At 45.3% G+C, this 15,957-nt stretch carries 12 protein-coding genes; all 12 read left to right on the top strand.

Going from position 1 to position 15,957, the window contains the following annotated elements; translation table 11 throughout:
• Nucleotides 1-51 precede the first annotated feature (51 nt).
• Nucleotides 52-525, top strand: coding sequence for a transcription elongation factor GreA (gene greA / locus EI981_RS16880; protein ID WP_127000082.1), 474 nt, complete (start codon nucleotides 52-54; stop codon nucleotides 523-525).
• Between the two features lie 608 nt (nucleotides 526-1,133).
• The gene (gene rsgA, locus EI981_RS16875; protein WP_127000080.1) at nucleotides 1,134-2,207 is read left to right on the top strand and encodes a ribosome small subunit-dependent GTPase A; all 1,074 of its coding nucleotides are present in this window, start codon (nucleotides 1,134-1,136) and stop codon (nucleotides 2,205-2,207) included.
• The gene (locus EI981_RS29710; protein WP_227011473.1) at nucleotides 2,204-3,889 is read left to right on the top strand and encodes a phosphotransferase; all 1,686 of its coding nucleotides are present in this window, start codon (nucleotides 2,204-2,206) and stop codon (nucleotides 3,887-3,889) included. The genes rsgA and EI981_RS29710 overlap by 4 nt, the downstream gene beginning before the upstream one ends.
• An 84-nt stretch (nucleotides 3,890-3,973) precedes the next feature.
• A complete protein-coding gene (locus EI981_RS16860; protein ID WP_162616204.1) occupies nucleotides 3,974-4,609 on the top strand; it encodes a hypothetical protein in 636 nt (211 codons plus the stop codon).
• A gap of 120 nt (nucleotides 4,610-4,729) precedes the next feature.
• The gene (locus EI981_RS16855) at nucleotides 4,730-6,061 is read left to right on the top strand and encodes an IS3 family transposase (protein WP_127000076.1); all 1,332 of its coding nucleotides are present in this window, start codon (nucleotides 4,730-4,732) and stop codon (nucleotides 6,059-6,061) included.
• Nucleotides 6,062-6,389: 328 nt separating this feature from the next.
• On the top strand, nucleotides 6,390-7,931 hold the full coding sequence (locus EI981_RS16850) for a DUF4127 family protein (protein ID WP_127000073.1): 1,542 nt from the start codon (nucleotides 6,390-6,392) through the stop codon (nucleotides 7,929-7,931).
• Nucleotides 7,932-8,146: 215 nt separating this feature from the next.
• A complete protein-coding gene (locus EI981_RS16845; protein ID WP_127000071.1) occupies nucleotides 8,147-9,163 on the top strand; it encodes a glycoside hydrolase family 130 protein in 1,017 nt (338 codons plus the stop codon).
• Between the two features lie 191 nt (nucleotides 9,164-9,354).
• A complete protein-coding gene (locus tag EI981_RS16840) occupies nucleotides 9,355-10,668 on the top strand; it encodes an extracellular solute-binding protein (RefSeq protein ID WP_127000069.1) in 1,314 nt (437 codons plus the stop codon).
• Nucleotides 10,669-10,785: 117 nt separating this feature from the next.
• A complete protein-coding gene (locus EI981_RS16835; RefSeq protein ID WP_127000067.1) occupies nucleotides 10,786-11,661 on the top strand; it encodes a carbohydrate ABC transporter permease in 876 nt (291 codons plus the stop codon).
• An 18-nt stretch (nucleotides 11,662-11,679) separates the two neighbouring features.
• Nucleotides 11,680-12,510, top strand: coding sequence for a carbohydrate ABC transporter permease (locus EI981_RS16830; RefSeq protein WP_127000065.1), 831 nt, complete (start codon nucleotides 11,680-11,682; stop codon nucleotides 12,508-12,510).
• Nucleotides 12,511-12,558: 48 nt separating this feature from the next.
• Entirely contained in the window at nucleotides 12,559-14,364 is a 1,806-nt protein-coding gene (locus EI981_RS16825) for a sensor histidine kinase (RefSeq protein WP_127000063.1), read from the top strand.
• The gene (locus EI981_RS16820) at nucleotides 14,354-15,943 is read left to right on the top strand and encodes a response regulator (RefSeq protein ID WP_227011472.1); all 1,590 of its coding nucleotides are present in this window, start codon (nucleotides 14,354-14,356) and stop codon (nucleotides 15,941-15,943) included. The genes EI981_RS16825 and EI981_RS16820 overlap by 11 nt, the downstream gene beginning before the upstream one ends.
• The last annotated feature ends 14 nt before the right edge of the window (nucleotides 15,944-15,957 follow it).

Here is a 15,957-nt window from a genome sequence, read left to right as displayed (position 1 = left end):
AAGGAAATAGTTTAAAATAAGGGTATGCAGGATAAATAGGAGATGTAGATAATGGCTAATGAAGAAGTAATATTGACACAAGAAGGGCTCGAGAAGCTGGAAGCTGAGCTTAAGGAACTGAAGGGCCCACGGCGCAGTGAATTGGCTGCACGGCTCAAATTAGCCATCAGCTATGGCGACTTGAAGGAGAACAGCGAATATCACTCCGCCAAGGAAGACCAGGCATTCATGGAGACACGTATTCTCACCTTAGAGAAAATGCTGAAGAACGCCAAAGTTGTTGATTCAGACAGCGTGGAAGAAGGAACAGTTGGCATCGGCTCGACGGTGATACTGAACGATTTGGAATTCAAAGAGAAGGTGGAGTACCAAATCGTTGGACCTACCGAATCAGATGCGTTCGAGAACAAAATTTCTTATGAGAGTCCCCTCGGTAAGGAGATTCTTGGCAAGAAAATAGGAACCATCATCAACGTCGAAGCTCCAGTAGGTATCATCAAATACGAAATTCTTGAGATCAAATAAAGAGAAATTAGTTGAAAAGAATTGGCCCCGCTTAGACGAACGTATCGTTTATGTGGGGCTAATTTTTTTTACGAGATGAATGAAAAACATGCGAATCAGCAACAAATCGGTATGAAAGGCCTCCTTCGAAATCGAGAATGAAGGTGGCTTTTCTCATGTTATATGCAATGGTTGGGGGATTGAGTTGGAGAGGTAAAACTTGTTTATAATCAAATTTTCCATTGATTCCTAACAAAGGATTATGTTTCACTATAGAAGTAAAATTGTATTTCAACTTTTTCTTGCGAAAGGAGATGTTTTTTAATGACTGCTTATATGGTATTGGTGGTTTTAACTTAACCGAATATCGGGCATAGTAAATTCCAATCTTTGATTATAGCTTGGAATGAGAGAAAATGGGAATATCACCCGTGTTGTTTGCTATGCCGTAAACAGTAACCTTTCGTGAATACTGCTGTTAGCGGGATACGATGAAGGTCGTATCCTTTTTTGATTACAAGCCGACTTTTTGGCTTTTCGCCGCGAAACAGCAGCTTCTTAGGAGGCTGCTTGTTCGCGGTATTTTTATGTCCAAAAACAACTTTAATTTTTAGGAGAGAATAGGGTCAATGATTGATTTGAAACAATACGGCTATATCGAAGCCGAAACGCCGCCGATCGGTTTAATACCCGGAAGGGTTACGGAACTTCAGAGAGATCAATATACCGTCATCACTGAACAAGGAGAAGTGACGGCTGTATTAAAGGGCACGTTCTATCACACAGCGGGGGCTCGGGAGGATTTCCCGAGCGTAGGAGATTTTGTATTGTTGCAATACAACGAGAACGGCGCTTCTCGCATTGCAAAACTGCTGCCCCGTCGCTCGAAATTTTCCCGCGCTGACTTTTCGGGGCACGCAATAGGATATGCCAGAACAATACTGGAGCAAGTCGTAGCAACAAATTTTGATTATGTATTTATCGTGTCATCCCTAAACTGGGATTTCAAGGTCAATCGCATCATGCGCTACCTGACACAGACAAGGCAGAGCGGCGGTCAGCCTGTCGTAATCTTAACAAAAGCTGATCTGGCTCCGGATTTGAACGCACTGTTAGCTGATTTACAGAAAGCCGCTCCTGATGTGCCAGTACACGCAGTTTCCAGTCACACAGGGGTTGGGTTAGACGCGCTCTGCGAATATCTGCAACCCGGCAAAACCGTGGTACTCCTCGGTATGTCCGGCGTGGGAAAATCCTCGCTGCTAAACGCATTGATGAATCAGGAAGTGATGACTGTCCAGGCTATCCGCGAGGAGGACAGCCGGGGCCGGCACACAACAACACACCGCCAGCTCTTCATGCTTCCCTCTGGCGCGATGGTCATTGATACGCCGGGTATGCGAGAACTTGGGCTGTTCGGTGCGGACGACGGCATCAGCGCGGGATTTAACGATGTGGAGGAACTATTCACGCAGTGTCGCTTCAATGACTGCCGCCATCAGACGGAACCGGGCTGCGCAGTTCTTGCCGCTCTTGCCGATGGATCATTGCCGCGTGAGCATTGGGAGCGATACCTTACACAGAAACAGGAAAACAAGTTTGTGAACGATAAATCGGGTTATCTAATGGATAAACGAGCGTGTCACAAGTCGATTGCCATGCGGAATAAACAAATCAAGAAAAACGGAGGATTTAAGAAATGAGCCATTATAAAATCAAGCAAATACATGCGGACGAATACGGTGTTATAAGAAAACTTAATCGTAATGCTTTTGAGTTTAATGAGCGCGACAGTGACGGAGATTTCCATGAGGTTTTCGCGGATAATATTCGCCGTTCACCATACTATATCCCGGAGCTAGACTTGGTAGCAGTCACAGACGACGGCTTAACCTATCTCGGACACGCTATTTTTTCCGCGATGCCTATGGGAGACAATGGCGAACACATCGTATGGCTCAGCAGCCTTGCAGTCAAGCATGGTGATAAAGACAGCCATGTTGAAAAATCCTACGAGTACCAACGCAAAGGAATCGGGACGGCTTTGGTTATGCACGGACTTGAAGTTGCAAAATTACTTGGTTATACCGGATGTATGACGTGCGGGCATCCCGATGTATTTAAAAAGAAAATGGGATTCTTGGATTGCCGTGAACTTGGCATTGGCAGGGATGGCAGTGTAGATGACCCGGAGGGCTGTGTATTCGCCATTGAGATTGTACCAGGAGGATTTGAAAAAACAAATAAACGGCTCAGTTATACTTATTATGATTTTTCACAAGTTGAGCAGACGCAGTTTGAGGTCGAAAAGCTGACAATCGTGCTGAGTAAAATGCTCGGCAAGGCTATAAACCACGCCAGTTACCAGACCAAGCCACTGCAAGGTGGGACAGTAGGAGATGTTCTGCTTGTCACGGGCGCTGCTGAAACTATTGACGGTGAAAAACTGCCGTATAATGTAGTGTGGAAAAAACAGGGGAAATGGGAACGCCCTGGTGATCCGAACTCATGGCGCAGAGAGTATGATTTGTATCAAAGCAATCTCGGCGCAGCGTTCACGCCCGCTCTCCGCTGGCCGGAATGTTATCATTCGGAGCTTCGGGATGGGGACTTAGAACTGTGGATCGAGTACATTGACGGCGTATCAGGTAGCAACCTTACCATTGAAATGCTTGAACAAGCCACGTTAGAGTTGGGACGGTTTCAAGGCAGTATTACAAAACAGCACGATGACTTAAGGGGAATCTCATGTCTTGGGGATGAAGGCTTTTTAATGAGAGAGTTCAATCAATGGCATACGCAGTCATTCACATACGATTTTCTTGTGTCGGAGCCGTGCCGCATGCCGGAATTTTTGAAGCAAATGCTCAAAGACGGCGACATTCAGTTGGTTGAGGGAAAATCGTTTGAATACGGCTACCTTCGTTCAAGGGGCTGCAATATACCCGAACACCTAAAACAGATGCTCATGGATATGGATAACCGTAAAGATGAAATATTCGATAAGCTGCAAAACCTCCCTGTCGTTTTGTGCCATCGGGATTTCTGGAATGAAAACATATTCTTTACCGACAGGAAAATAAGGATGATAGACTGGGACACAACCGGATGGGGCTTTCTCGGAGAGGACATAGCGAGCCTAATTGTAGACGGCATGGATGTTACAAGATTTGAGGAAAACTATCGCCGGCTTGTTCCGGCATACCTGAAAGGCATTTCGGAATATATGGATATACCGCCGATGGATGAAGCGTGTATTCTGACAATGACCCTCATCAAGTTTGGATACCGCATGCTGCAGGAGTATATTTTTTCCGAAGATCCCGCAGAAAAGAGTTATAGTGTGAACGCGCTTCAAAAAATCTATGAAATGAGGGATATGTAGATGTATATAACGATTGAGCCCTTAGTAATTTCTTATGAATCCTAGAAAAAGGGAGAATAGGGATTGATAATTCTAAAATATCGAGTGAATACCGCATTGAAAGAACAGACAATACAGGTTTCAAAAAAAATTATTAAAGCACTTGAATCGTCATTTGTAAAGTCTGGGACTGTAGTTGCTAATGATAAAAAGAACGAAAACAACTCGATGTATTATGTGACTACCCTAGAATTACAAACAAAACACGAGATTATCGATGTAGATATGGCAAAAGAGATTCTTAAAACGTTATGCAATAAATATGCATGGGGGTTCTCGTCGGTTCATGCGGGTAAATTCAATGCCTCAATTAACAGTGTCGATATAAATATTCATTTCATTCATGCTGAGCATGATAACAAGCAAAAAACGTTAAATTGCAGTTTCTATATTAACAGTGTATCTAAAATCGATGCTACTAATAAAGTTAAAACGATTATCAAACATGTATCATTAAGTTTCAATCTATTGGGAGTCTCAGAGTATTTTAAAATTGATGGCTGTTTTATTGTTGATGTTGAAATTCCTCTGAGAATAAATTCATTAGATGTAATAAGAGACGTCCTTACCAGGTTTTTTAGTGACTGGAGATTAACCGGACTTGAAGCATTTAGTGAAGGATGCGTTTTGGATGATAATATAACATCGTTGAGTGTTTGGTTTAAAGAAGCAAAACTATGAGATTTGAAACCACATGTGAGCTTGAACTGTAACCCGTAAGATGGACACTTGAAAAAAGTGACCTCTTACGGGTTTTTGTGTTTTAATCATACTATCGAGAAAACACGGGGAATGAACATCATGAGGAAAATCAGAACAGGATATACTGAAGTAGAGATCAGGCTGTTGGAGTCCAATCCGAACGTAAGCCGCGTATCGGGGAGGAACATCTCGTATGCCCCAGCTTTTAAGCTCGCAGCGGTGCAAGCTAACCAAGCGGGAGAGCCACCAATGGAAATTTTTCTGAAAGCAGGCTTTAATATCGAACTTATCGGTCAGAGGACACCTACAGAGAGCCTATACCGTTGGAGAGAGACCTATGCTAAGTACGGTGAGGCTGGCTTGCTAGCGGAGCGCAGAGGTATAGGAAGTACAGGTAGACGATCAAAACGTGAATCGTCAGCAGAAGAGAAGCTGAAACAAGCAGAAGCTCGGATTAAACTCCTCGAAGCGGAGAACGAGCTTTTAAAAAAGCTAGAAGCGCTCGAAAGGCGAAACAGTAAGGAGTTGACGCCTTCCGAGCGCTTTCAGCTCATTAATCAAACGGTTCGTAAGCATGCGTTACGACGTTTAACACGTTACCTTTGTCGAATTGCTGAAGTTAGTTCGAGCGGCTATTATCGTTGGTGCAGCGCTGAAGAAACACGTCAGCTGCGAGAGACAGCCGATCAATACGACTTCCAGCTTATTAAGGGGCATTTTGAAGCCTTGAACGGAAAAGCAGGCGCATTGGTCATCAAAATGAGGCTGGAGAAATTGAATGGCATAGTAATGAATCATAAAAAGATTCGTCGTATCATGCGCAAGTTCGGATTAGTAGCTACGATCCGTCAAGCCAATCCTTATCGCAAGATGGCTAAAGCGACGCAAGAACATCGTACATGTCCTAACCTTTTGGAGCGCAAGTTTGATCAGGGAGAACCAGAGAAGGTCTTCCTTACAGACATCACATACATGCGCTATGGTAGCGGTCAGTGGGCGTATCTTTCTTGTGTGAAGGATGGTGCTACGAAGCAAATATTGGCGCACTATCTCTCTTCAACTTTGGAGTTAACGTTGGTTGAACGGACCATGGCTCGCTTACTCAAACGATTGGACGGTAATATTCATCCAGACGCCATCTTCCATTCCGACCAGGGGACACACTATACACACCCTAAAACCCGTCTCCTCATCGCCAAGGCTGGGTTTAAGCAGTCGATGTCTCGTAAAGGAAACTGCTGGGATAATGCGTCCATGGAGTCGTTCTTTGGTCATATGAAGGACGAACTTAACTACAAAGATTGTCAATCTCTTAAAGAACTGCGTCTACAGGTTAATGAGTATATGGCCCATTACAATTCAGAACGCTATCAATGGACATTAAAAAAGATGACTCCTGATGAATTCAGAAGCCATCTCTTAGCTGCCTAAGACCATAGTCGCTTTTTCAATGCTGTCCACAAAGGGGGTTACAGTTCAGCTCTCCATGTGGTTTTCTTTTTACAAGTAACAATTGGCGCGTTTGAAAAAGGTAAGATTACTAAGTTTGGCAGGTTGATGGGTGATGGTATTTAGGGATCATCATTCACATTCGGGTTCTAGAAGTGCTTCTCTAAGCGCGTCATTCACGGCTTTGGGGACAAGGATGTGAAATTTCGGATAATATCGTAATTTACTAGGATATTTCCTGAGCCTATTGGAAGCTAATATAACAATTAGAAGTCATTTTTATTTTAGAAAAAGGAGATGGGCTAACATCATGTCAAAAGTGGTATACCTGCCATTAGACGAGCGCCCCTGTAACTATCTGTTTCCCCAGCAGCTTGCTAAAATGACCGATCTGCAGGTGGTTGTGCCTGAATTAGAGATCCTCGGCAGCAAGAAGAAGCCAGCCGATACGGCCGCAGTGAGACAATGGCTGCTGGAGGCGGCGCGGGATACCGATGTGCTGCTCGTATCGATTGATATGCTGGTGTATGGCGGAATCGTTCCTTCCCGGCTGCATCATTTGTCCCTGGAGGAATGTATACGCAGGATTTCCGTGTTGGGTGATATCAAACGATCCTATCCGTACATAAAGATTCATGCCTTCAATCTCATTATGAGGGTTCCGAACAACAACAAAGACGAGGAAGAGCCTGATTATTACAAATTTCATGGAGGGCAAATATTCAAATATAGCTATTTGACGGATAAGTCGGAGCGTGACAGTCTATCCGAAGCGGAGCGGCGGGAGCTTGAAAATTTGCAGGAGTTGATCCCGAAGCAATATTTGCATGATTTTATCGAACGCAGAGTGGTCAATCAGGGGATCAATCATTACGCATTACAGCTAGCGAAGGATGGCATAATCGATCATTTGATTATCCCGCTTGATGTTAATTCCCAGTATGGCTTTTCTTCCAGAGAGCAGCGGAGGATGATTTGCCGGGTTGAGGAATTGGACATTATGGATCGCGTCATGATTTATCCGGGTGCCGATGAAATCGGGTGTACGATGTTCTCGCATATTTTTTGCCAGATCAAAAACTATAAGCCTGAAATATTTGTACGTTATTCCTCCACCCAGGGCCCGACAATTAAGCCGAAATATGAAGACCGAAGCCTGAACGAGAGTATCAAGTCTCATGTCACCGCTTCAGGTGCCTTGATGACGGATCATTCCTTTGAAACGCCACTGGTTCTTGTCGTGCATTCACCAGCTATCGATCAGGCAGGGATGGCAGAGCAAATTCCATTCAAAGACAGGCATCGTTCTTACTTTTCCGAGATTCACTACAGAGAGACGGTAGAGGCGATGCAAAATTATTTGCGCAAAGGGAAACTGGTTGCCCTCGGGGATGTCGCAACCTGCAACGGCGGGGATCCGGTGTTGATGAAGCTGCTGAAGCAAAAGGGCTTGCTGGATCAATTGACGGCATATGCCGGCTGGAACACTTCGGGAAATACCCTCGGTACGGTGATTTCTCATTTTATTATCATTTCTTACTACATGGGGCAGGCTGAGAACAATATCATTCATGAAAGCCGCAAATTTTACTATCATCGCCTTGTTGAGGACTTTATTTATCAATCCTTGGTTCGCCAGGATATGCTCGAGAATGATCTGCCCAGACTGAACGCCAGCTATTACATGATTAGACATTGTCTGGACGAGGTGCATGCGATCCTTGCTGCTAAAATGAAAAGCGCAGTGGCTCAGTATTTGGGTAACATCAAGGAAGGGCAAATTAGGATCGAAGATCTGCATTTTCCTTGGGTACGGATGTTTGAAATCGGGTTTGAGCTTGAGATTGATTAGAACTTTAGGACAGGCTGCTCCCTAATGCGGTTTACCGCTTTTGGGCGGCCTTTTTTCATGTCTTTGAATACGCTCTCAGCAAACGTTTTTTTATATAAAATAATACCCGGATTATTCAGATGATTTCGAAAGTTTGTAGGATATTTTGTGCCGAAGCCCCAGTCTATAATAGCACTATAAACAAATAAAAGGGCTTTCAAAAGGAGGCAGACCCGATGAAAATTACTAGACATCCGGACAATCCCATTGTGGTTCCGGGAGGATACGAATGGAGAAAGGTTACTGTATTCAATCCGGCGGTCATCATCGACAACGGAAAATTTTACATGATTGAGCGTACCGCAGGCTCGCTTACCCCTTGCAAGAATTATCTAGGACTTCTGGAAAGCGAGGACGGTGTGAACTTTACCCATGTGAAGAACGAGCCTATCCTTACTCCGGATATGCTGGGCTTTCCTTACGGAAGCGTGCAGGATCCCCGGATTGTAAAAATAGATGACACCTTCTATATGAACTATGCACTCCGGCCTTGCGCGATGAGCTATTATCCGACAGGCGCGGGCATTCCGGAACGTTCGATTCCGACGTACCCTGACGGATGGGGGGAGCAGGAGGGGCATTGGCTGACCCGCTCTTCGATCGTAACTTCGAAGAACCTGGTTGATTGGGAGTTTCTTACGGATACGACGCCGCTGGACATGAATGATCGGGACAATATTCTTTTCCCTGAAAAAATCAATGGCAAATATGTGCTGCTGCGCCGTCCGGAGGAATATGTAGGCGAGGCCTATGGTACGGAGAAAGCGGCAATGTGGATTACCTATTCGGAGGATCTCATTCATTGGGAGGAGCCGAAGCTGCTTGCCAAGGCTGAGAATATGGCCTGGGAATCGAGAAAAATCGGCGGTTCCACGCCTCCAGTAAAAACCGATCGAGGTTGGTTGGTGCTCTATCATGGGGTGGATGATCATGTTGTTTACCGGGTAGGAGCCATGTTGCTGGATCTGGACAATCCGGAGAAAATCATTGCCAGAACGAAAAACTTCATTATGGAGCCTGAAACGTATTATGAAAAATTTGGTTATCAAATTCCGAATGTTATTTTCCCGACAGGCAATGTAGTCAAGGATGGATTGCTCTATATTTACTATGGAGTTACAGACACAGCGATTGCGCTGGCTACAGTGCCGCTGGATGATTTGGTGGATTATATTCTAAATGAACCGCAATAATATTTTGTATTCGAGCTAATCGCCTTTATTTACAAAAATCAGATGAATAATTCGGATATAATCGAAAGTTTGTGGGATATAGTCCAGATGAAAACGCTTTTATACTAAATGTATAGAAGATGGACATCAATTAACTCCCATCTTTTTAGGCAGACATCTTGTCTTTCAATTATAAGAAAAGAGGGTTGATTATGGGAAAAACAAACAAAGGTAAAAAAGCAGTGCTTCTCGGTCTGGTTGCGATGCTGGTTATGGTTACGGCAGCTTGCGGCAAGGACAAGGCAGCAGAGGGAAATAACAACGGAGGTTCGGAATCAGAGACCATCACTTTGAACATGATGCACCCCTGGACTTCTCCTAACGTGGACAATGAAGTCTACAAGGCTCGGATCGCCGAGTTCGAGGAGCAGCATCCAAATATCGTGATCAAACAGGACGGCGTACCGGCAGCACAGTACAAAACCAAGCTGCGGACGTTAGCCGCGGCTAACAATTTGGCGGATATTAACGTGGTATGGCCTGGAGCGGATCTGGATCCGCTAGTAGCAGGCGATTTGCTGCAACCGATCAATGACATGATGGATAATTGGGCTTCTATTATGCCTGAAAGCGCATTAGCAGGATTTAATGTAGATGGCAAGCAGTATGCCATTCCGACGAAGCAATCGTTCGTGGATATTATTTATTACAACAAAGAGATGTTTGCGCAGGTAGGATATGATCAATTTCCGGATACCTACGACAAGTTCATCGACGCGGTGAAGAAGTTGAAGGAAGCGGGAATAACGCCGATTTCTCTAGGAAATAAGGAACAATGGCCGCTCCAGTCTTCTTATATCTCGATCATCGGGGACCGCTATACGGGTAGTGATTTCCTGCCGTCCGTGCTAGAGAAACAAGCGAAGTTTACAGACCCTGAATTCGTAAAAGCGTTATCAGTCATTGATGATTTGACCAAGCTTGGAGCCTTCAATACGGATGCCAACAATATGGATTCCGTTCAGGGCCAGGATTATTTCATTCAAGGAAAAGCAGCAATGCACATCTCATCCTCGACCGTTGACGGAAGGATTCGTATTAATAATGATGAAGGGGACAAGTTCGGCATTGCGCTGTTCCCGAGCGTAGAAGGCGGCAAGGGTGATCCGGTTAAGAGTGCCGGCGTCGTTCAATACGGCATTGCTATCAAGAGCGGACTGGATGAGAAGAAGCAGAAGGCTGCTGAAGAGTTCATGAAGTTTTTCGTGAATGAGGATTTATATAAAGAATTGATCCGCAACGGAATTGTAGTTCCAGCGAAAGTGGATGTGCCGGAGGATGCGAGCAAATATTTGAAGGAGATGCTGGAATTGACCGGTAACGGAACTGCTCCGGTATTTGACAGTGTCGTTCCGACACAGGTGGTCGATGTTCTGCAAAACGGCTTGCAAGCCCTTACCGTAGGTAGAGGAACGCCTGAAGAGCTGGCTAAAGAAGTTCAAGATGCCTTTGACACGATGAATTAGAAGCTGATTCTATATCATCCTGTCGTTCAAATCCGATGCCCGGAGAAAACCCGAAATCCGGGTTTTCTTCATTCATCGGGATTGAAAGCAAGATGAGAACAAAGGAGGAATCCCTTGATGCAAACACTTAAAGGAACGAAGCTGGCGATATTTTTCGGTTTATTTCCTGCATTGCTGATTTATTTGGGAATAGCCATCGTTCCGATCGGGTTGTCCTTATACTACTCCGTGATGAACTGGAATGGTATTGGCTCGATGACGTTTGTCGGCATCGATAATTACGTACAAATCTTAAGCAATAGCACCTTTTGGCTGTCTGTGAAAAATAACGTCATCATTATGGTTACCGGTCTGATCGGTCAGCTTCCACTTGGTTTGCTGCTAGCGATTTTGCTGAACCGTGGGCTTAAAGGCTCCGGATTTTTCCGGACGATCGGCTTTATGCCTGTTGTCATTTCTTCGGTCATGGTATCGCTGATCTGGGGGATGATTTATAACACAGAGTACGGGATGCTGAACAATCTGCTCGGGTTTATAGGCCTTGAGGGCTGGCAGCAGAACTGGCTTGGCGATGTAAAATGGTCGATGCTGTCGATCAGTATTGCTTACATTTGGCAAAACTGCGGTCTTTATATGGTTATTTTTCTGGCTGCTCTGCAAAATATTCCTGATGAAGTCAATGAGGCAGCCGAACTGGACGGGGCAACCGGCTTCAAGCGGACGATGCGGATCACTATTCCGATGATCCGAAGCACTATTATGGTATGCGTTGTCTATAGCATCAGTAATTCCTTCCGCGTGTTTGATCTTATTCAAATATTGACGGGCGGCGGTCCCGCGCATCAAACCGAGGTTATGACGATTTATATGTACAACAGTGCCTTCATGAACATGCGCTACGGTTATGGCAGCGCGGTTTCCATTCTAATACTGTTGTTCAGTCTCGTTGTAATTACATTGATTAATCGGTTGGCCGGTGAGAAAGATGCTTAAGGGAAGGAGGAATAAGCCATGAAGAAGAAGTCTGGTCTGTTCCAGTTATTCGCATACACATTTTTAAGTCTATTCGCTATTATGAATATAGTTCCTCTTTTTTGGATGGTGGTAAACTCCTTTAAGAAGGAGCAGGAGTACGCAGCAAATCCATTTTCGCTCCCGACCGATTTCCAATTTTCCAACTATGTCGAGGCGTGGAAGGTTGCCAATATGGATGTGTATTTTTTCAACAGTATTCTCGTTACCCTTGTCTCTCTCATCGTAACGGTACTGTTAGGGGCATTGGCAGCTTATTTTCTATCACGGTTTCAATTCAAGCTTCGCGGGCTGACTTACAGCTTATTCCTGTTGGGAATGCTCGTTCCGATTCATGCCACATTGATTCCGATATTTCTGATTATGCAGAAGCTGCATTTAATCGATACCTATTTCTCGTTAATTTTGCCGTATACGGCATTTCACTTGTCTCTGACCGTCTTTATTCTAGAAGGCTTTATGAGAGGGTTTCCTAAAGACCTGGAAGAGTCGGGCGTAGTGGATGGAGCGGGAATTTACCGCATCTTCTGGTCGATTATTCTGCCGATCACAAGACCGGCACTCGCTACGGTCATTATTTTGAACTTTATCTACAATTGGAATGAATATTTATTCGCGCTCGTATTGATTACCTCATCAGAGTTGAAGACGCTACCGCTCGGACTTGCCAACTTTGTCGGCATTGAAACGGCAAGCCTGACTTTGCAAATGGCTGCGCTGACGATCGCCCTGATCCCAATCATTATCTTCTACCTGCTGCTGCAGAAGCAGCTTGTTGCCGGTATGACGGCGGGAGCCGTGAAGGGCTAAACAGATGCACGCCGAGTCCGTAGGGTAGCGTAGGAAGGAGAACAGCTTATGGGGACAAGCAAGGGGAGATTTCTCGGCAGCTTCGGTTTAAAACGAAAGGCGCTTGTCATTTTTCTGATCTTTGTCATTCTGCCTACCTTCGGCGTCGGTGTAGTCGTGCAGTATAAATTTAATGAGATATTAAGAGAACAATTCATCAATTCTACGAAACGCAATTTGGATAACGTAACCAATCAGCTGGGAGAGCAGACCAAAATGGTCGAGGATATCGCCAACTATCTCATTTTAAGCCCGGATATGCGTCTATTTCTGCGCCCCTCTCCGCCTTTGAACAGTGAACAGAGAACGAATCTCAAGCGCAATATTGAGGATTTTCTTACGTTCCAACTCATGTCGAGAAGCTATATCCGATCCATTGAAATAACCGGATTTAACGGCAGCTTAATCGAGATGGGCGAACCGTTCAGCGGGGATGAGACGAAGTGGGAGCAGGAGGCTGATGCTCGTAAGGGAGGAATCGTCTGGACTGAAGGTTACAATCTGAACAGTGATTGGTATGGCGATGTCCGGATTATGTCCTTGTTTCGAATTCTGAATTCCTACAGCCAGATCACTCAACCGCTAGGCAGGTTAACGATCCGGATGGATGAAGCGGGCATAGTTCATTTGCTGGAACAAGGGATATTTAAGGAAGGAGTAGGAACTGTATTCATCGTCGAAGAGAACGGGCAGTTTATTCTCGGCTCAAAGGATCGAATGCAGGATAGCTTTATTCCGGATGCGGCTTTGCTAGACAAGCTGGTTAACAGCAGGGGCGGTTTCATCACTTGTTCCATAGAGGACGAGCGCTATTTGACGTTGTACAAGGGAATTGAGAACACAGGCTGGAAAGTGATTGCTATGATTCCGGAGGCAACTGTGGCGGAGGAATTCCGTTCCGTTAAAGTGATCATGGTAGTTATATTGGTCGCGATTTTACTGCTCGGGTTGACAGCGCTTATCGGGTTCCATTACACGATTATCCTGCCGATCCTTCGCTTGAAGAAGGAAACTAATCGCGTGATGCACGGGGATTTCAATGCCCGGGTACCGGTGAATTCGCGAGATGAAATTTCTGAGCTGAACCACAAGTTTAACGAAATGGTCTTCACGATCAAGCAATTGATCGATCATAAATATAAGCTAGAGCTCCGGGAGCGGGAATCCGAGCTGAAGCTGATGCAGAACCAGATGGATCCCCACTTTCTATATAACACCTTGGATATGATCCGCTGGACAGCGCGCCTGGAGAAGGCGTCAAAATCAAGCCAGTTGATTGAGATGCTCTCGAAGTTTTTCCGCTCTAGCGTGAACAATGGCAGCTATCAGACAACACTGCGCAAGGAGCTGGAATTTGCTCAATCCTATTTGTATTTGCAGCAGCGTCGTCTCGGAAACAAGCTGAAATATTGTCTTTATTCAGAGGCGGATATTGAGGACGCAGTAACGCTTAAGGCTACGATACAGCCATTGGTAGAGAATTTTATTAAGCATGGCTTTGATCGTAATAAAGAATTTGGCGATATTAAGGTAAGATGCTACTCGGCTGAGGATGAAATTTGGATTGATGTGATCGATAATGGCAAAGGAATGGAGCCTGCAAGGGAAGATGAGATTCGAAGCTCGCTGCAAAATGGAGGGAAACCTGGGGGCAGGGAGGGAGCCATGAATAACATACACGAGAGAATATCGATATTCTTCGGACCAGACTACGGTTTGGAAATTGTAAATAATTCGGCCGAAGGCATGTGGGTACGGGTTAGGCTTCCCCGCGAAACGGCCGACAAACTTGGCGGTGAGCAGCATGAGCAATAATATGGTGTCGAACGACAGACGGATAAGGATGCTGATTGTGGACGACGAGCCTGTCATTTGCGAGGGTCTTCGCTGCACAATCAACTGGGACGAGCTTGGCGTAGAGGTCGTAGGCGAGGCATATGACGGGAAGGAAGCGCTTCAGATGGTTCAGGAGCATGATGTTGATTTCCTCCTCTCTGATATTCGGATGGAAGATATGGACGGCTTGCAGTTAGCAGAGCAGTTGAAACAGCAGTTTCCGAGGGTGCAGGTCATTATGATCAGCGGCTATGAGGATTTTGAATATGCTCGTCAGGCAATCAGGCTTGGCGTCAGCGATTATTTGCTTAAGCCGGTCGATATCGAAGAGCTGACTACGGTAGTAAGCAAGGTTGTAACCAGTATTCATAAGCGTGAACAGGAAGGAGTTCCTCAGGAGGCCAAGCTGTGGCTGCTCGATATGGCCCGTCACGGGATTTCGTACAGTAAAGAAGTGCCGACGTCGCTGCATGGTGTACAGTTCCGTATACTCGCCACTCAACTGGACAACTTTTACGAACGATATAGTACAATACCGCCTGTTCAATATAAAGAGATTCAGGATAGATGGATGAGCATGATTCAAGGCTATCTGCAGCACTCTGGGCTGCGTGCGGTATCTGTTTTTTATCACGAGAATTTGTTAATCACGTTAGCTGTGTCGAATATCAGGCTGGATCGCAAGACTTGGGATGAATTACTGGCCTCTGCAATCCTGTCTACAGAGAAGGATATCGGCCTATATGGCGGGGCTTCTCTTCCCTATGATGATCTAGCTGACACTTCAGCTTATTGTGCTGAAGCTACCGAGCTCCTGTCATATCATGTTTCGGAAGGGCTTCTTGTTCTGCTTCCGGAGTATCGGGATAGTATCGGGATGAATCGGATACTGCCGGATTTTGATATTGCGGAGAGGGTAAAGCGACTGGTATCGGCGCTGTTTAAGCAGGATCAGGATGAAGTGAAGGAACTGGTGGCATCGATGTTTCAATTGTTTCGAAAAGAAGGATTCCTGCTGCCGGATATCGTCAAAATTTACGAAGAGCTCTTTGCTCTGCTGCGCCAACGACTTCGCAAAAGCGGAATGACCGATTTGGACTACGGGCACAACGAGACTCCGAATCTGAACGTTTACAACTCTTATACTGGGCTAGAGGTTTTGGTGCTGAAAGAGATTCAGCAATTATTACTGCTGATCGACAAGCAGGGAATCGATAAATCCTACTGGATCATTGAGAAGGCGAAGAAGTACATGAACGATCATTATCAATCGGATTTGAAGGCTTCCGAGGTGGCCTCCTGGCTGAAGATCACGCCGAGCTATTTCAGTTATATTTTTAAGCAAAGCACAGGAAAAGGTTTTACAGAATACATGAATGAGGCCAAGATTGATCAAGCCAAAGAGCTGCTGGCCACAACCCACGATAAGGTATTCGAAATTGCGGATAAGGTAGGCTACAAGGAATATAAGTATTTCGTGTCCGTGTTCAAATCGTATACGGGCATGACGCCGAAAGAATATCGCGGGCTTAGTGCCAGCAAGGATGCAGGCAAGTAAGCCTGGTTATGACT

It is taken from the genome of Paenibacillus lutimineralis, assembly GCF_003991425.1.
Lineage (GTDB): Bacteria > Bacillota > Bacilli > Paenibacillales > Paenibacillaceae > Fontibacillus > Fontibacillus lutimineralis.
This window is presented reverse-complemented; position numbering and strand designations above follow the sequence as displayed.